The organism is Providencia sp. PROV269 (genome assembly GCF_028477785.1).
GTDB classification, from domain to species: Bacteria; Pseudomonadota; Gammaproteobacteria; order Enterobacterales; family Enterobacteriaceae; genus Providencia; species Providencia rettgeri.
In genome coordinates this window covers 1-18440 of the sequence record NZ_JAMPLV010000002.1, presented here as the reverse complement: position 1 = coordinate 18440, position 18440 = coordinate 1, and the positions used below count along the sequence as shown (strand labels likewise).

General features: G+C 41.6%; 16 protein-coding genes and 1 tRNA gene. 12 read left to right on the top strand and 5 right to left on the bottom strand.

Translation table 11 applies throughout. The features are described 5' to 3' along the window. Positions 1-63 precede the first annotated feature (63 nt). Positions 64-1605 (top strand): MFS transporter, encoded by a 1542-nt coding sequence (locus PR683_RS01330; protein ID WP_211888842.1) that lies wholly within the window; start codon positions 64-66, stop codon positions 1603-1605. A gap of 23 nt (positions 1606-1628) precedes the next feature. Next, positions 1629-2687, top strand: a complete 1059-nt coding sequence (locus PR683_RS01325) for an HlyD family secretion protein (RefSeq protein ID WP_109911093.1) — start codon at positions 1629-1631, stop codon at positions 2685-2687. 15 nt (positions 2688-2702) lie between these two features. On the opposite strand, the gene PR683_RS01320 is transcribed toward PR683_RS01325, so the two are convergent. Continuing rightward, positions 2703-2843, bottom strand: a complete 141-nt coding sequence (locus PR683_RS01320) for a hypothetical protein (protein WP_196719714.1) — start codon at positions 2841-2843, stop codon at positions 2703-2705. 110 nt (positions 2844-2953) lie between these two features. Here PR683_RS01320 and PR683_RS01315 point away from each other — a divergent pair, with 110 nt between their 5' ends. The 5 genes from PR683_RS01315 to PR683_RS01295 all read left to right on the top strand — a co-directional run bounded on the left by PR683_RS01315 (position 2954) and on the right by PR683_RS01295 (position 6268). Further along, positions 2954-3397, top strand: coding sequence for a universal stress protein (locus PR683_RS01315; RefSeq protein ID WP_109911092.1), 444 nt, complete (start codon positions 2954-2956; stop codon positions 3395-3397). Positions 3398-3653: 256 nt separating this feature from the next. Then, positions 3654-3729: transfer RNA gene (locus PR683_RS01310), tRNA-Asn, on the top strand. 211 nt (positions 3730-3940) lie between these two features. After that, positions 3941-4987, top strand: coding sequence for a dihydroorotase (gene pyrC / locus PR683_RS01305; RefSeq protein ID WP_196723430.1), 1047 nt, complete (start codon positions 3941-3943; stop codon positions 4985-4987). A 223-nt stretch (positions 4988-5210) separates the two neighbouring features. Next, a complete protein-coding gene (bssS, locus tag PR683_RS01300) occupies positions 5211-5465 on the top strand; it encodes a biofilm formation regulator BssS (RefSeq protein WP_004909784.1) in 255 nt (84 codons plus the stop codon). A gap of 209 nt (positions 5466-5674) precedes the next feature. Next, complete coding sequence (locus PR683_RS01295; RefSeq protein WP_181937011.1) at positions 5675-6268, top strand: LuxR C-terminal-related transcriptional regulator; 594 nt, start codon at positions 5675-5677, stop codon at positions 6266-6268. Positions 6269-6316: 48 nt separating this feature from the next. Here the strand turns inward: PR683_RS01295 and trhO are convergent, their stop codons facing one another. Continuing rightward, entirely contained in the window at positions 6317-7363 is a 1047-nt protein-coding gene (gene trhO / locus PR683_RS01290) for an oxygen-dependent tRNA uridine(34) hydroxylase TrhO (RefSeq protein WP_109911091.1), read from the bottom strand. Between the two features lie 346 nt (positions 7364-7709). Between trhO and PR683_RS01285 the strand changes: the two genes are divergently transcribed. Beyond that, the gene (locus PR683_RS01285) at positions 7710-8261 is read left to right on the top strand and encodes a DUF1007 family protein (protein ID WP_231136563.1); all 552 of its coding nucleotides are present in this window, start codon (positions 7710-7712) and stop codon (positions 8259-8261) included. Continuing rightward, the gene (locus PR683_RS01280; RefSeq protein WP_004909777.1) at positions 8252-9259 is read left to right on the top strand and encodes a nickel/cobalt transporter; all 1008 of its coding nucleotides are present in this window, start codon (positions 8252-8254) and stop codon (positions 9257-9259) included. Before PR683_RS01285 ends, PR683_RS01280 begins: the two co-directional genes overlap by 10 nt. Before the next feature lie 168 nt (positions 9260-9427). On the opposite strand, the gene ttrA is transcribed toward PR683_RS01280, so the two are convergent. From ttrA to ttrB, 3 genes are read right to left on the bottom strand one after another with little or no spacing between them, the layout of a single operon-like run. Then, positions 9428-12502: a tetrathionate reductase subunit TtrA gene (ttrA, locus tag PR683_RS01275; RefSeq protein WP_196723429.1), complete on the bottom strand. Its 3075-nt coding sequence runs from the start codon at positions 12500-12502 to the stop codon at positions 9428-9430. Continuing rightward, complete coding sequence (gene ttrC, locus PR683_RS01270; RefSeq protein ID WP_442959605.1) at positions 12495-13541, bottom strand: tetrathionate reductase subunit TtrC; 1047 nt, start codon at positions 13539-13541, stop codon at positions 12495-12497. Before ttrC ends, ttrA begins: the two co-directional genes overlap by 8 nt. Then, entirely contained in the window at positions 13523-14260 is a 738-nt protein-coding gene (gene ttrB, locus PR683_RS01265; RefSeq protein WP_109911088.1) for a tetrathionate reductase subunit TtrB, read from the bottom strand. The genes ttrC and ttrB overlap by 19 nt, the downstream gene beginning before the upstream one ends. 254 nt (positions 14261-14514) lie before the next feature. Between ttrB and ttrS the strand changes: the two genes are divergently transcribed. The 3 genes from ttrS to PR683_RS01250 all read left to right on the top strand — a co-directional run bounded on the left by ttrS (position 14515) and on the right by PR683_RS01250 (position 17998). Next, the gene (gene ttrS / locus PR683_RS01260; RefSeq protein ID WP_272581630.1) at positions 14515-16272 is read left to right on the top strand and encodes a tetrathionate respiration histidine kinase TtrS; all 1758 of its coding nucleotides are present in this window, start codon (positions 14515-14517) and stop codon (positions 16270-16272) included. A 126-nt stretch (positions 16273-16398) separates the two neighbouring features. Next, a complete protein-coding gene (gene ttrR / locus PR683_RS01255; protein WP_109911086.1) occupies positions 16399-16995 on the top strand; it encodes a tetrathionate respiration response regulator TtrR in 597 nt (198 codons plus the stop codon). A gap of 58 nt (positions 16996-17053) precedes the next feature. After that, positions 17054-17998 (top strand): Kdo(2)-lipid IV(A) acyltransferase, encoded by a 945-nt coding sequence (locus PR683_RS01250; RefSeq protein ID WP_004909761.1) that lies wholly within the window; start codon positions 17054-17056, stop codon positions 17996-17998. Positions 17999-18440: the final 442 nt, after the last annotated feature.

Genomic DNA, 18440 nt, shown 5'->3' with positions numbered 1-18440 from the left:
ATAAAGTTTAGATACTACTACTAAAAAATGACAGAGCAAATTTTTAAATGGCAGGAGTTTGAAATGGTTGATGCGTCTATCATACAACCTAAAAAAAACAAATGGATAGCCAGTGCGAGTGAAATTAATGGCCGCACATGGATGGGTCTATTTGGTGTTTTTTTAGCAGTAATGGCGAGTGGCGTGGGAGAAAACGCCAGTAAATTCGCCCTAGGCGATATTCAGGGGGCAATGGCATTAAATATTGATACTGGCAGTTGGTTAATCACCTGTTATGTAACTGGTTTTGTAATTGGTTCAGGATTTACTCCTTGCTTTTGGCCAACATTCTCACTACGTCGTGTTGCGCTCGTTATGTGTTCTATTTATCTGATTGGAGGATTAATTACACCATGGCTAGGAGATCATTATGCTCTTCTATTAACAATACGTAGTTTACAAGGCTTTGCGGGCGGGGCTCTCCCGCCTATGTTAATGACGGTAGTGCTGCGCTTTATGCCTCCGCTTATTAAAGTATTAGGTTTAGGAGCTTATGGCTGGGTTTCTGCATGGAGTGCTACTTTTGGTGCCACTGCGGCCGCGTTTGCCTTCCACTGGGGGTGGAGTGGGTATTTTTATTGGAACTTACCACTAATGGCGATAGCCACCATCTGCATTGGCTTTGGTTTGCCACAAGACCCTTTACGCTTAGAACGACTGAAACAGTTTAACTGGCGAGGTTTACTTCTGGGGGGAAGTGCACTTGCTATGCTCACCGTAGGTATTTCTCAAGGAGAACGCCTTGATTGGCTAAATTCATCACTAATTTATGTTTTATTGATTGGTGGATTTGGTTTATTAGCCCTGTTTTTAATAAACGAGTGGTATCACCCATTACCCTTTTTCAATTTACAGTTACTTGGCAAACGGAACCTCTCATTTTCATTAATCACCCTTGGTGGTGTGCTGTTGATTATGGTTTCTTTGGTGAATATTACCTCTGGCTACTTATCGGCTATTCAAGGGTATCGCTTAGAACAAACCTCCGACATGATGCTATGGGTATCACTCCCACAACTCATCACGCTCCCTATCATAGCCATTATTTGTAATACCCCTAAAGTTGATTGCCGTTGGGTGCTCGCCATTAGCTTACTTTTGATGGCAGCCGCTTGTGTCCTCGCATCACAACTGACCCCAGATTGGAATGGCGACAACTTTAGAATGATTTCTCTCTTACAAGCTGTTGCACAACCCATGGCCGTGATTCCGCTATTGATGATGGCAACGGGCGGATTATTGCCTACCGATGGCCCTTTTGCTGCTGCTTGGTTTAATGCAGTTAAAGGGTTTGCAGCAACGGCTGCAGGGGGAGCAATTGCCCTGTTAACTCGCCAACGAGGCGATTTTCATTCGGGCGTCATTGCTGACAGCTACGGCAGTACTTATCGCGATACGGCGACAAATTCTATCGGTGAACTCACAAAACTCTCCTCAAGCCAAGGACATGTTTTAGCTAGCTCTGACCTATATCTATTGGTTTCTGGTTTAGCACTGTTATTAACTGGGCTGATTTTAGTGATGCCAACTCGTATTTACCCACCGCGGTCTGTTGCCGCAGCTTAGTTATTGATTATCAGGAAATTAGAATGAGTAAGATCAAATTAAAAATTAATAAAAATGTCGCTCTGGCTATCATCGCTATTGTTGTTTTGATGGGAGGATTATTAATTAATAAATTCGCCATTAAAAAAAATGCTCAAAACACCAATGATGCTTATATCCGAGCGGATATTTCACGTATATCACCACAGATTTCAGGTGTGGTGACCGAAGTCCTTGTGCAAGATAACCAATGGGTTAAAGAAGGTGAATTATTAGCAGTCATTGATCCCAGAGAATTTACAGTTGCACTTTCTCAGGCTGCTGCACAAGAGCAATCTGCTCGCGCACGGCAAGATGATGCAAAAGCCAATTTAACGCGTCAACAGGCCTTAATCGCTGCGGCAGAAGCCCAACTGCAATCTGCAAAAGCAGAACTCCAATTTGCGTACCAAGAAAAAACTCGCTACCACAAAATGGCAAATACTGGCGCAGGCTCACAACAAGCGGCACAACAAGCAACTACACGAGTGCAAACCATGACGGCAAGTGTTGCACAAGCCGAAGCATCATTAAAAGCAGCCAAAAATATGTTGCAAGTTTTAGAAGCCAAACAGGCTGATAGCAATGCTGAATTGACATTAGCTCAAGCCAAAAAAGCAATGGCTGAACTTAACCTCTCTTACACCCGCATTACTGCCCCAATTGGTGGGGTAATTGGTAAAAAAAGTTTGCGCGTCGGTGAGTTTGTTAAGCCAGGCGATGCTTTAATGGCTATTGTTCCCCAAAATAAGCTCTACATCATCGCGAATTATCAAGAAACTCAATTGGAAAATATTACTCATGGCCAAGTCGTTGATATTAGTATCGACACCTTCCCAGGGCAAATATTAAAAGGCTATGTCGATAGTATTGCTCCCGCGTCTGGCGTAAGTTTCTCACCCGTTGCCCCGGAAAATGCGACGGGTAATTTTACTAAAATTGTACAGCGCATACCTGTAAAAATTGTTTTTGATAGCAACACCGAGCATGCCCAGATGATGAATGCGCTGCGTGTGGGTATGTCTGCAGATGTCACCATTAATACACTCGATGGGAGCCGCTGATGAACAAAACTGTGATCACACTGGTTTTGTTAAAAACTTATCAGCTACTAAGCCATTGGGCAAGATTTCACTCCACTGTAAGCCACACTCCCAGACAACTGGGTAGCCACGCAAAACACAGCGACTTTGCCCACCGAATGGTGGGTTATTTTTCATTTATCGATCAACGTATGATCCCCAAAAACCTTTCCATTTTACAAAAAGTATTGGAAAAAAGGGGAGCTAACTTTAAAGGCGCTATTTAGTTCGCCTATCAGGAACTAATCATGATTAATAATGTGTTGTTAGCCGTCGACAGCTTTGAGAATAGCAGTAATGCACTTAGTTTTATGCAGCGTATGACTGGCTGTGTCAGCAATGTGATTGTATTGACTGTTGTCGATAATACCTTTGCACTAAGCCGCACTGGGTTAAGTAAAGATAGCGATGAGTGGGATGAATACCCTGCCGCGCAAAAAGAAGAAGCTTTGGCACAAAAACAATTAAAAGAGGTCACCAGCGCCTTAAATAGCATGGGGTTTAAAGCCCAAGGACTACTCGCTGCAGGTACCCCTATCGATACCATCCCCAAAAAAATGGAAAAATATAACTGCGAATTATTAATTATTTCTCATCGCCATCTTTCTTCACTTGGACGCTGGCTTAATACCTCAGTGACTCGTAGTTTACTCGACGATATCGCCCAACCAGTTCTCGTTATTCCGCTGTAGATAATTTCTGTAAGTTACATTCATCAATTAGTGGTTAACTGCAGTTAACCACTAAATTTGAAATAATATACCGCCCATCGACTTAAGTTTGTTACCGTCTTTTTGTTTGTGTATGGTCTTGATTAATCACCATTACCTAATTTTCGATCAAACTTCCAACAGTTCGCACAGATAACAGGCAAACAAACATATTTTTCGCTATTCTCCTTTGACAATACAGTAAGAGAAAGCTAATATCCTCTGCGTACCAAGGAGTTCCTCCATAGTTCAGTCGGTAGAACGGCGGACTGTTAATCCGTATGTCGCTGGTTCGAGTCCAGCTGGAGGAGCCAAAATTTAGAGAAACCTGCTTAAGGAAACTTAAGCAGGTTTTTTGCTATTGCATGCCTGAATAAGTTAGCTATTTACGTCATTTACATAATCTACCTTTGAAATAAGCTATAATCGCGATTTCTCATAGCTATTTTTTCACTTTACCTTTATCATTCTATTCCGGCTTGAGCACTCGCTCATCATTCACTCTTCCCCTATGGAGCCGGTTTAATGACAACTGTAACTACCCTAACGATCCGCCGCCCTGATGATTGGCATGTTCATTTTCGCGATGATGATATGTTAAAAACGGTCGTTCCCTATACCAGTGAATTCTTTGGCCGCGCGATTGTCATGCCGAATTTAGTGCCACCAGTCACAACAATTGAAGCCGCAAAAGCTTACCGCGAGCGTATTCTAAAAGCGGTTCCACAAGGACATCAATTTACCCCTTTAATGACCTGCTACCTTACTGATAGCACAGATCCTGCTGAAGTCGTTCGCGGCTTTAACGAGGGGGTATTTACTGCCTGTAAACTCTACCCGGCCAATGCAACAACTAACTCTAGCCATGGCGTATCCGATATTAAAAAGATTTACCCCGTATTAGCTGCAATGGAACAAGCAGGAATGCCACTGCTTATCCATGGTGAAGTCACCGCAAGTCATATCGATATTTTTGACCGAGAAGCCTTATTTATTGAGCAAGTTATGTTGCCACTACGGGCACAGTTTCCAAAACTAAAAGTCGTTTTTGAACACATCACCACCAAAGAAGCGGCTCAATATGTCCAAGAAGCGAATGAATTTACAGCTGCAACTTTAACACCTCAACATTTGATGTTTAATCGTAACCATATGTTAGTTGGTGGTATAAGACCGCATTTATTTTGCTTACCTATTTTGAAGCGTAATGTGCACCAAGAAGCATTACGTACAGCGGTTGCTTCAGGTTGTGACCGTTTCTTCCTTGGTACCGACACCGCACCACATATACAATCACGTAAAGAATCTTCCTGTGGTTGTGCTGGGGTCTTTAATGCTCCCACCGCATTAGCGGCTTACGCAAGTGTTTTTGAAGAGCTCGGTGCCTTGGCGCATTTCGAAGCTTTTTGTTCCCTAAATGGCCCTAAATTCTATAACTTACCTGTGAATGAAGGGACAATTACGCTAACTAAAGAACAAAATATAATTTGTGAATCCATTGACTGCTGTAATGATAAATTAGTTCCTTTCTTAGCAGGGCAAGATGCACGCTGGACAGTCTCTCTGAGTTAGTCGTTTACACGCCGATGGGAAGTTCAAAATACTTCCCATTCTATTTTTACAATGCTTGTTATTCGTTTTATGCATTTTCTGCCATATAGACAAAAAAAATGTTTTATTTGCTTTCTTATTGGCGAAATCTCCTTATACTAAAAGTGGACTCATCACGAGGTCATTGCTCTTAGTCAGTTATAGATATTTATTATTTATCACGATGTTTGATTAGGAGGTTTATATGAATAAAAAAAATGATGTCATTCAAACCCACCCAGTAGTTGGCTGGGACATCAGTACAGTCGATGATTACGACGCTATGATGTTGCGTTTGCACTACCTCCCCGAGCAAGATAAACACACAGGTGACGCTATTGTGGATAAAACCATGTGGCTAACGACTGATGTGGCTAAACAACTCATTCATATTCTTCAAGCAGGTGTAGACAAGATAGAATCTGGGGAATATGTTGAGCTTGGTTTTAAAACACACTAGGGAAATAAATGGATATTAGGGTCACTAATATCCATTTAATTTATTCATTCATACAGGTAATTATATATTTTTATATAATTACCTTATTAATTAATTACTAATTCGTAATTTAAAATAAGAACACTATTTATTGTTTTTATTAATCCTTGGTTGACTTCACTATCAGTTCCAATTTATTGTAAGGCATCTTCTTGAACAAGGATGTTCCAATGCGAATATTAGTTATTGATGAATGTTATTATACACGTCTTGGCATTACAGAATATTTATCCAAAAATAAAAAACTCGAATTTATTAGTACAGGATGCATAAAAGAAGCCATTGGTTTTATAAATATAAACACACCAAGCATTATACTGGTGAATTTAACGTATTATTGTAATTACTCTAATTACTGTCCTACGCTACAGCAATTATTAAGCAATACCAATAATACACGGTTTTATATTTATATTAATGCCCCGTACCCACAGACAAACAATCCATTGTTATTAAAGGATAATTATTTCATTCTATCAAAAGATATTATTATTCAAACTCTTGATAAGGTTATTCGTGACTATGAACAAATAGAGAAAATTACTAAGCTTGCTAATAATATTGAGTCATCTATTTTCACAATTAAAGAACAAAATATTATTAACAATTGGATGAATGAAACACCTAATCATATTATTTCTCGAAAACTAGGAATTAGCAATAGCACTGTTTACTCACAAAAAAGGCATATTACCTCTAAAGTTTTCGTCAAAAACAGAATAGAGTTATTTTTTATATATAATGTGTTTAAATATTTATATTAAAAAAAAGCCCTAATTGCAGGGCTTTCTTATTATAGATAACATTAATGACTAGTTGTCTTTATTTAATAACCCATCGGATAAACGGTGACGTGATTTATTAAAGATTTTATTACTGACCTCACGGCCTGCACGGCGTGCGCGTTGCTCTTGCTCAGGAAGTTTCATTTCTTCTGTGCAAGACGAACTGCAGCAGCCTTCATACTTTTCTGCACAACTAGGGCATTGGATAAACAATAAGTGGCAGCCATCGTTACGGCAATTGGTATGTGCATCACAAGGCGCGCCACATTGGTGGCATTGTGCTAATGTGTCCTCTGTAATGCGCTCACCCATGCGGTTGTCAAAAACAAAGTTTTTCCCTTTAAACCGTAAAGGTAGGCCCTGCTCCTTCGCCTTACGTGCGTATTCAATAATCCCACCTTCAACATGGTAGACATTTTTAAAACCATTATGCAGCATATAAGCACTGGCTTTTTCACAACGGATCCCACCAGTACAATACATCACAACATTTTTGTCTTTTTGCTCTTGCAGCATTTCAACCGCCATTGGCAGTTGCTCTCTAAATGTATCTGATGGTATTTCAATCGCATTATCAAAACGCCCCACTTCATACTCATAATGATTTCGCATATCAACGAAAACAGTATTTGGGTCATCAATCATCTCATTCACTTCGTGAGCTTTTAGATATTGCCCCGTATTTGCTGGGTTAAATGTTTCGTCATCAATACCATCAGCCACTACACGCTCACGGACTTTCATACGCAGCACCCAAAATGATTTACCGTCATCATCAATCGCAATATTTAAACGTAGGTTTTCTAATGCGGGATCTGTTGCATAAATGAGTTCGCGTAATGCGCTCACATTGGATTCAGGCACACTGATTTGTGCATTAATACCTTCTTTGGCAATATAAACGCGCCCAAAAACACTCAATGCTTTAAATTGTTGGTACCATTGATTACGAAATTCGTTTGGGTCTTGGATATTAAAATACTTGTAAAAAGAGATAGTGGTGCGCGGCTCGACCTCAGCCAACATGCGCTCTTTTAAGATTTTATTTGAAATTTGGTTATGTAACACTGGCATGGTGTTCTCTTTTCCTTTGTAACTAGTTAATATTTAAAGCTTAAAATCATGTGGTGTTCACGAAATGTCCACATCTGATTATTATCAAATATTATCGCTGTTATTTTGTTAATAAAAAACCCTTTATTTGAAAGGTTATTGTGATAGAAGTATTAACGACTCGTTTTAAGTTGATTTTTAAATCATTCCGAAATATTTTTCTTTTTAGTTTGCAGTTCGTTATGTTATAACATTTGTTTGATAAGCCAATTTAGCTGACTGAATGATGCGATTTTTTCCTTTCTATTTTTTATTTCTGTTCATAGTTGCTCCACTAGTAGCGGCACACCCTCACAGTTTTATTGAGATGCAAATTTCCCTTGAAAATAAACAAGATAAATACACAGGGATTAGCTATGTTTGGAAAATGGACCCCATGACATCAGCGGATATCGCCTATGAATTAAAAGGCATTAAACCGGATGATCCTCGTTGGAAACAGCAAGAAGCTATTATTATGGCAAATGTGTTGGTGCAAGATTATTTCACTGATTTTTATTATCAGGGGAAGAAAGTGAGCTTTAAACGAATTCCAGATAGCTACCATTTAGAAAAAGATGGCTTTTCTTTAGTTTTCTTCTTTACCGCTTCATTTATGCAACCCCTGCCTATAGCAGGTTCCCATGTGGAAATTCAAACTTATGACCCAACTTTCTATGTCAGTATGACTTACCAAAATAAACAACAAATTAACCTACCGTTGGATATTGCTGCAAATTGCCAGATGGAATTACAAGAAGCAAATGTGACCGATTCAATGCGCGCCTACGCTTTCTCTTTAGACAAAAGTGATAATCCAGAAGAGGATTTAGCACTTGGCAAACAGTTTGCACAACGGGTTGATATACAATGTCCATAATGCCTTTACGTACGCAAAAATTAATAATTACTGCGCTGTTTGTAGGACTTATTACCTATGTCACTTGGCAGCTATACATTCACTGGGGATCATGGCTACAACTTAGCCTAGCTTGGCAAAAACAGTTAAACCAAGGGTTATCTTACTTATTGCAAGAAACCACCTCTCGCCCATGGTATGCAGGTGGGTTACTGGTGATTGCCAGCTTTGCTTATGGTTTTTTGCATGCCCTTGGACCGGGTCATGGCAAATTAATTATTACCACCTATATTGCCACCCAAGCGACTCATTTAAAGCAGAGTGTTATCATTAGCTTACTAGCATCACTCTTACAAGGGCTTGTTGCGATTACTTTAGTTTCCTTAGTATTGATCCTATTCCAACTCTCTACTAAACATCTCAACCAAGCCAGTTTATATGCAGAACAAATCAGTTATCTATTTGTTATTTTACTGGGTAGCTATTTATGTCTCAGCGCATTACGTCGTGGCTGGTTAATCCGCAAATCAAAATACTTAACCCCACTCACGATAAAAAGCATTCAGCCATTGAATTCTTCAACGAAAGCAATAATTAAAACAAAAGCCCATAGCCACTCGGACAGCTGTGGTTGTGGCCACCAACACGTTATCCAGTCTCATCAATTGCAATCCAGTTTTAAAAGTAAACTATTGATTATTCTATCAATGGGGATTCGTCCTTGTTCTGGAGCAATTCTCGTATTGCTGTTTTCTTATGTGATAGAAGTATATACATGGGGAGTTATCGCTGCCTTAGCAATGGCAATGGGTACTGCATTAACCATTTGTTTAATTGCCATTTTTGTTCATTTAATGCGTGATAATGCGGTTCGCGTATCACAATTAAAAGGAAAGTCATTTTCCCCTTATTGGGCAATCTCACTAAAAATTTTGGCAGGTATTTTATTTATTTTGATGGGTGTTTTGATGCTTCAAAGCATCGGTTTGGAACAATCGGTTTCCCCACTGTTGCGATAAACCATTAAAAAAGGGAGGGCTCCCCCTCCCAGGCATTTGCCGAAGTCACGGTGTGGTAGCACACCGTTTTATGCGCAATGTCAACTGCTTACTACTTATTGCCAACAACCAGATGGTTAATAATAAAGCTATGCAGGTCCCCATCACTAACCATCCTTACTACTTCGTTTAACCAATTAACTCAATGCGAGCAGGTAATCCTTGGCGTACCGATGCCCCCGAAACCCAGTCTAACCACGTGTTGGCGACTTCACGTGTTGGGTCAGCAAACCCAAGGTCATTTAAGTTAATTCCTGAACCATTTGCCTCATTCATTGGCATTGGTTGGCCATCCAGATAATGCTGTTTCGCCCCCATTTCGGTGTGCCCATAACCATGCTCAATCGCAAGTACCCCAGGCATTACACCATCAAGAACACTCACTTGGGCTTCAGCATGGCCACCCGGTGTGGTGATCCGGATCCAATCGCCATGTTTGACACCCATTTTTGCTGCATCATCGGGATGCAAAGCAACAAGATTCGTTGGTTTCACATGGCGTAGACGTTCAATGACTGTCGTTGAACTGCTCATGACATGGGATTTAAATGACATCAGTTTCAACGGCCACTCTTGTTCTGGGAATACCGTATTCACATCATCGCCATTTGCCATACGTGGTGGATAGTAAGTTGGGCAACCACTATAACGCTCACCCGTTATGGCATGTCGATTGATTGCCACCGTTGGATTCCAAATTTGTAAGCCTTTTTTCCATTGAGGTCCTGTTGCATCGCCATCCCAGGCTTTTTCATACGGAGCAAAACGGCCTCCTCTTGTGAAAATATAGGCAACACGGCGAACTTCTTCTGGTTTTAACGTACGCGTAATCGCTGGTAAAATGCGCTCCACGCCACTGATTTGGATATCTTCTGTTGCGGCTTCAGGAACTGGTTTTTCCCCTAGCCATGCCATATTTGCAGCAACTCTTAAGTAATAGTCTTCAGCTGTATTGAGTGAATGCATGTTGCCATCCATATCTTCAATCACGTTATCACCAAAGCCCGGTAAATTAAGTTCTTTTGCTACAGCGATACAAAAACTCTCCATCGAAACTGGCTGGCCATCTGCTGTTTTAGCCGTGCGTGACTCAACAATCGGCCAACGTGCCGTACTGGCTTTGACCTGCACACCAGACCATGGTGCACTGAACCCCCAACTTTCGAAATTATGGGTATCCGGCACAATGTAATCTGCCAATGCCGTGGTTTCATTCATAAAGGCATCAATACCTATAATCAGCGGCAAGTGTTTAGGGTCCTTCAGTTTTTCTTCCATCACCTGACGAATACCTGCGATACCATATACAGGGTTAGTCATATTGGTGATCCACGCTTTCAGTGCATAAGGATACCCCATCAAGGCGGATGCTAACTGTTCTGTTAGTTGACCTTTGGCAAACGGGTACCAAGGGGCTTTTGCGGGATATGGGTTCTCACCTGCTGCCTGACGCGCTTTGAATTCATCTGATTTTTCATACACTTCATTGCTACGTGATAACACCACACCTTTAGGTTTCACTTTACCTTTATAGCTGGCAATTTTGTAACGTGGCCCATCGTTTTCTCCGTTGAATTTACCACCACCAACAGAAACACCGCCTTTCAAGTTTAAGTTACCAATCAATGCGTTAAGCATGATAACTGACCATGCAGTGTAGAAACCATTACCGCCCATCATACCGCCATGGGAAATAACTGCGGCTTTTCTATCATAAGACGTTAATGCTTTACCCAGTGATTCAATGGTTTTTACTGGGACATGACAGCGCTGGCTATATTCTTCCAAAGTCATGCGATTTGCGGCTTCTTTAAGACACTGGAAGCTGGATTTAACCGTCACTTCACTGCCATCGTGCAAAGTCACTTGGCGTGTCACAAACAATTCAGCAGTTGGAACTTCGTTTGCCAGTTTTAATTCGCCAGAGGCATCTTGTACTAAATAGGCTTTCTCATCGTCACCTTCTCCTGTGATATAAGAAGAAATTAACAATTTGCCAGCTAATGGGTGGTTATCATCCGTAATGACTAAATGTGTTGAGTTAGTCCAGCTTTTCTCCCCCATCGCTTCCATGGATTTTTCACTTGGCACACTGAGGTATTTGGCATTGTAACGCTCATTTTCAATGATCCAACGGATCATCCCCATCACTAACGCAGCGTCAGTACCCGGCTGTACTGGGACCCAGTGGCCGTGGTCATTTGCTAAAGTCGTTGTTAATGGTAATGCAGGCGAAACCACCACATAGTTAAATGAATCACGTAAACGCGCAGTCGCCAATTGACGGCCTTGGCGCTTAAATGGGTTACCTGATTGCGCAGGCGATGTGCCTAAGAACAGTGCGAAACGAACATTATCCCAATCGGGTTTGACGTGGGCGTTTTTGTCCAAATCATCCATCAATGCACCGGAACCGGCACGATAAGCCAATCCACAATACGAACCGTGAGCTCCAAAGTTTTTACTACCAAAGGCATTTTGTGCAAAGCGACGGATAAAACCATCACGGCCGTCGTCACCTGCATTGGTCACTAATAATTGGTTGGCTTTTGGTCCCAGTTTTGGTTGGGATGGGTCTAAAGGCGTTTCTAAGTCACGGATCGCCCGTAAGCCATCCACATGCCCTTCACCAAATAAATCGCCCCCTTCAACCACTTCTTTTATTAATTGTTCAAAACTGATGCGCTCCCATTTACCTTCCCCGCGTTTGCCAACACGTTTCATCGGTTCGAGAATACGCAATGGGCTTGTTAAGCCTTCCATTAACGTCGCACCTCGAGCACAGGCAGTCGAACGGTGTTCAAGGCCTGATTCCCCACTCATTTTGTTAAATGCCGTTTTCAGCGGCATGCCATACGGAAAATGCTCTTCATGAGATAGTGGATGATAAGGGTTCCCCGCAATACGCAATACTTCATTTTTCGCTGTATCAACGCGAGCACGAATACCACACTGAGTCCAACAACCAAAACATTGCGTCATCGCAACCACTTGTTCTGGGTTTTCTTGCCAACCTTTCAGTGCCTGTCCTTCAGGACGTAAAGAGTTACCATTGAGCCTATCAAGAGTGACTTTACCTGACGTACCATTAACCAGACCATCGACTGCACGTTTGGCCACATCACGGTAGCTTGCACCAAATAATGCGATACCACCGACAACCAAACCACCTTTAAGCCATTGACGTCTTGAGAATTTAGCCATGTTGCACTCTCCTCGCAAACCAGCGAACACCTTCACGAACAATAATTGTTAATGCAATCCATAAACCGAATGTACCGACAATTGCCAGTAATCCGTCTGTTCCCAATGGGAAATGGTATGGGTTAGCGATAATGTTATATTTTGGTACCGCTTGAACTTCCATCAGGAAAATCCAACGTATCGTCCAAGCAAAAGCCATTGAAATTAAAGCGAGAACAGTGATATATGCAACCGAGCGATTCGCTTTTAAATTACTGACGGACATCGCAAAAGTGATTACCCACAATGCACAAACTCCCATCAACATCCACCACCCAGGGCTTGCTGTATCTAACTGTTGACGTACTGCAATACCTGAGGTGGTATCACCTGAGAGCCATAGCGCAAAACAAACGGCGAACAGCAATAATGTCACAACTTGGAAGCGTGCTAAGCGGTTTTGATATTGAGGTTCACGGCGTGCTCCTAAGTTAATCAATGCAGGTAATACTTGTAGCGCACTGAGGAACATCAATACTGGTATCCACCAGCTATACCAAATTGGGCGAGCATTTAATACTGAGGCTTCACGGCCGGTATATAACAATAATCCTATCGCTGAAAGTGCAGCCAACAACGCCACCCAACGTGTTGCTTTAAACTCTTTTTTCCAAATCAGTTTCACCACTAATGCGACAAAATATAAACCAATAAATGTAGTGAATAATGGCAGTAACACAGACCCCCACCACATCCAAGACCATATTGTTGGATGCGCGTAGAAATGCCATACCCTTGCGGTTTGGTGTAAATCTGCGGTTAATGCTAATGGAGCGGTAATACCCATCGTGATAGCAATAAATACTGCAATCATCTCTAAGCGACTGTTTTCAGGTTTATTTCTCCAATGAAGATAACAAGCGTACAGTACCGCGCAAGCAGCAATTCCTATGAAGAAGAAATATTGTACCGCCCAAGGAAGCCAAAAGAATTCTTGTGGCTGAGCCATGACTTCTAAAATATAAGTTACTTGGCCATTCATCAGAACACCTCCTGCCATAATGCGGGCTGCCCTTTGCCTTGTAGCGGCTGCACGAATGCGTCATCTAAACCGATATAGAAAACTTGAGGTAATGTGCCATTTTCCGGTTTGAGGACTTTGATTTCAGCTTCGTGCTCTGTCAGCATTTTACGAATAGTACTGTTCGGGTCTTTTAAATCCCCAATAATGCGTGCGCCCCCCACACAAGATTCAACACAAGCTGGCAATAACCCCACTTCTAAGCGATGAGCGCAAAATGTGCATTTATCGGCGGTTTGCGTAGAGTGGTTGATAAAGCGAGCATCGTATGGGCACGCTTGTACGCAGTAAGCACAACCAACACAGCGTTCGTTATCAACGACAACAATGCCGTCTTCACGTTGGAAAGTCGCTTGAACTGGACATACCGGTACACAAGGAGGGTTATCACAGTGGTTACATAGGCGAGGTAATAATACGTTGGTAAAACCTTCTTCGCCCTTCACTGCAACTTGATATTGATTCACTGTCGTTCTAAATTGGCCTTGTGGGGTTTGGTTTTCAACCGAGCAGCTTACTGTGCAAGATTGGCAACCAATACAACGGCGTAAATCAATCAACATTCCATAACGTTTTTCTGGGTTGCCTTCTCGGCGTGTCGGGGAAAAACTGAGCCCAGCTTCTGCGATAGGAATTAACGAAGCTCCCGCAGTCACCGCCCCAATTTGTTGTAGAAATTTTCGTTTACTCAGATCCATAATTGGCTCCAGTACTGACATTGCTAATGCGAAAATAAAAGTTATTAATCAATATGTTATTTGTATTACATGCGTTATTGACAATGGGTACAGTCTCGTTAAGATAACCCGTGGAATTGTTATTTCTCTTTAAACCAAATGAGTTATCTTGATAAAACGTGTAGTGCCATTGTAAGAAGTGTGGAGCCGCCGCCCTATTGTGGTTTACCACATACCCGTAGCTAAATTGATCTAACGCAACGAATAACTCAAATATGTTAAAAAAATCGCCTAGGCCGTTGTATCACATACTATTAATCATGCTACTGACGTGGTCTTTGCCTGCAATTTCGGCACAATGGACTATCGGAGTATTAGCCTTGCGTGGACCGAGTTCCACCCAATCTCATTGGCAACCACTTATTGACACACTCAATGAGTCTATTCCTGGGGAACGTTTTACGTTACAACCACTCAATTTAGATGAAATGAAAGAAGCAATTTCCAACCGTAAGATTGATTTTTTACTGACGAATCCTGCCCAATTTATTCAGTTAGATAACCGCTATCATTTACGTTGGTTGCTCTCCCTTCGTTCTGATGTGGAGCCCAACAGCACGACGCGTAATGTTATTGGCAGCTTAATATTAGTTCGCAAAGACAGTGATATATCAGAAGTTAAAAACCTAATTGGCAAAAAAGTCGGCGCTATCTCGCCAGATGCTTTTGGTGGCTATTTATTAGGTTACAAAGTGTTAAGGGATATGGGCTACGATGCGGCTAAAGACTTTAAGATGCAATTTTTAGGCTTTCCTGCTGATGCATTATTATATGCACTGCGTGATGATTCATTATCTGCGGCAATTGTTCCTGTCTGTTTATTAGAAAATATGCATAGCGAAGGGCTGATTGATAAAACACAATTTCGTCCACTAATTCAACATCCAAGCTCTCTCTCTTGTTTAACTAGCACAGAACTGTATCCAAACTGGTCTTTTGCTGCCTTAAGTGAAGTGCCGGATAATTTAGTCGACAAAGTCACCAAGACATTATTATCAACCGATAAAGCCGCCATGCGTTGGGGAGCTCCGGCCTCGGTGACTCAAGTTGAAACCTTGCTCAGGGACGTTAACCAACACCCGCAACAACGTCAAATCTGGCAAGATATCGTCAGTTGGACCATTCAAAACCAAATCACTCTTAGCCTTGTCGCGTTATTTTTTGTGTTACTTGGCATTAATCATGTTTGGATTGCCTTTTTGGTTAGACGCCGTAGCCGCCAATTAGAAGAAGCGCATAACCGCTTACGAGAACAAGAAGCCAATTTACAAAAGGCACAGCGGTTAAATATTTTGGGGGAAATGGCTTCTGGATTTGCTCATGAATTGAATCAACCCCTGTCTGCAATCCGCCACTATGCCCAAGGGTGTATTCTACGCCTGACTAAAGAGTCTGAAAGCCACCCATTAATTAACGCATTAACAAAAATCGATGACCAAGCTCAACGTGGAGCCGATATCATTCGTAATTTACGCCTCTGGGCGGGTAAACCAAGTCTTGACCCGGCAGTCACCTTGAGCCAACAATCAGTTAAACAGGCCATTAATCATATTTGGCAATTATTGCGTGCAGACCAACACTACCCCGATGCAAAGTTAATTTTACCTGAAACGCCTGACATCTCCCTGATGTTGCCTGATACGTTACTTGAGCAATTACTTTCCAATTTAATCAGCAACAGTTTACAAGCGGGGGCAACCCTACTGCATTTCGAGTTTCATTTTTCACAGCAGCATTTTTTACTTGTCTTGCAGGACAATGCCGGAGGTATGCCTGCGGGTCAATTAGAGCAAGGTATCACACCATTTACTACGACTAAAAAAGAAGGTTTAGGGTTAGGTTTAGTGATTTGCCAGCGTTTGATCCAAAGCCAAGGTGGCGATATTCGTATCGAAAATAACCTGAGTGATGATGGATTACATGGCCTAATGGTCACTCTCATTTTCAATTATCACAATAAAATCGTGGATTGAGCATGTTTTGCCACGTAATTGATAACATTCACATTAACTATATGTGACAATGGCTTTATTACGATAATCAATGCTCATTACATAAAGCACCCTATTTTGTCACCCTCTACACGACGAGGTATATGTATGCCAGTGATCCATCTCGTGGATGATGACCCCGATGTGACGGATGCCTGCCAATTCTTACTAGAAACATTGGGCTATAGCGTTACCGTTTGGAATGACAGTGAAGCATTTATCCAAAATGCGGCATTACACCAAGAAGGTGTGGTGTTATTGGATATGCGCATGCCTAAATTAGACGGGCGACAAGTTCACCAATACCTGAGGGAACAACACAGCACATTAGCCGTGATCTTTTTGTCTGGCCATGGGGATATCCCGATGGCGGTAGAACAAGTGAAACTGGGTGCCGTTGATTTTCTACAAAAACCCATTGATAGCCAACAGCTTGCTAAGACCTTAGAGCAAGCTCGCTCACAAACCACGAAAGCCACTGAAGGGTATTTAATTAAACAGCGCTATGAAACGCTCACGCCTCGTGAAAAAGATATCTGTGGCTATGTGTTGCAAGGCTTAATTAACCGTGAAATTGCTGAGGCAGCCTGTGTTTCTGTGCGCACCGTTGAAGTTCATCGGTCTCGTGTCATGGAGAAAATGGCTGTTCGCAACTTAGCTGAGTTAATGAGCACCATGCAGGCAGTTAACGCTTTAAACGAATAATTTGATATAGTTTAATCATGCCTTTTTATTAATTTATGACTAATATATTCGGATAATAATGATACTAGCTCCAAAATTTCAAAAACGGTTCCTCCATCCTCGTTACTGGCTAACTTGGCTAGGTATTGGCGTATTATATCTTCTTGTTTTATTGCCTTATCCTGTCATTTATTGGATGGGAACTCGTTTAGGTTTGTTTTCCAAGCGCTTTTTGAAAAAGCGGGTGAAAGTCGCAGAACGAAATTTGCAATTATGCTTTCCAGAGATGAGTGAGCAGGAACGGCAGCGTTGCATAGACAAAAACTTTGAATCTGTCGGCATGGGCTTATTTGAAACGGGTATGGCTTGGTTTTGGCCTGATTGGCGCGTTCGTCGCTGGGTCAAAGTCATTGGGGAAGAAAATGCCGTTGCAGCCCGCCAAACTGGCAGAGGGATTATCGCGCTCGGCGTTCATTTTCTAACCTTGGAAATAGGTGCGCGTGCCTTTGGTATGTTAAACCCGGGTATTGGTGTGTATCGCGCCAATGATAATGACCTGCTTGATTGGTTACAAACCCGTGGGCGGTTACGTTCCAATAAATATATGTTGGATCGCAAAGATATGAAAGGCATGGTACGCGACTTAAAAAATGGGGAAATTTTATGGTATGCCCCCGACCATGATTACGGCCCACGCAATAGTACATTTGCACCTTTATTCGCTGTAGAAAATGCAGCGACAACCAATGGTTCACAAATTATTTTACGCCTGGCTTCCCCTTTAGTGGTGCCTTTTACCCCAAGGCGTTTACCTAACGGTAAAGGTTATGAATTGATCATTCAACCTGCCATTGATGATTTCCCAATTGAAGATAATGTGGCTACCGCAACCATGATGAACCAAATTATCGAAAAAGAAATCCTCAGGGCGCCAGAACAATATATGTGGCTACACCGCCGTTTTAAAACACGCCCTGAAGGGGAACCTTCGTTATACGGGGATTTAGACAAAATCCATCATTAATGATTAACGTAATCAGATAAATTATGGCGTGATTTTTCAACTATTTTTTATGATGCTTTTCTTGCTGTTTTTTATACTGTTTTCTCTAAATATGGCGTGATTTTTCAACTGCTTTTTATGATGTTTTTCTTGCTATTTTTTATGCTGTTTTCTCTAAATATGGCGTGATTTTTCAACTGTTTTTTATGATGCTTTTCTTGCTGTTTTTTATACTGTTCTCTCTATATGGCGTGATTTTTCAACTATTTTTTATGATGTTTTTCTTGCTGTTTTTTATACTGTTCTCTCTATATGACGTGATTTTTCAACTGTTTTTTATGATGCTTTTCTTGTTGTTTTTCATACTGTTTTCCCTAAATAGTCGGGTCTACAGCTAGGCGGCAAAATGAAGATATCCCGAGGAGCATACATAAGTATGTGACTCGGGTAGCTGAATGAAGCT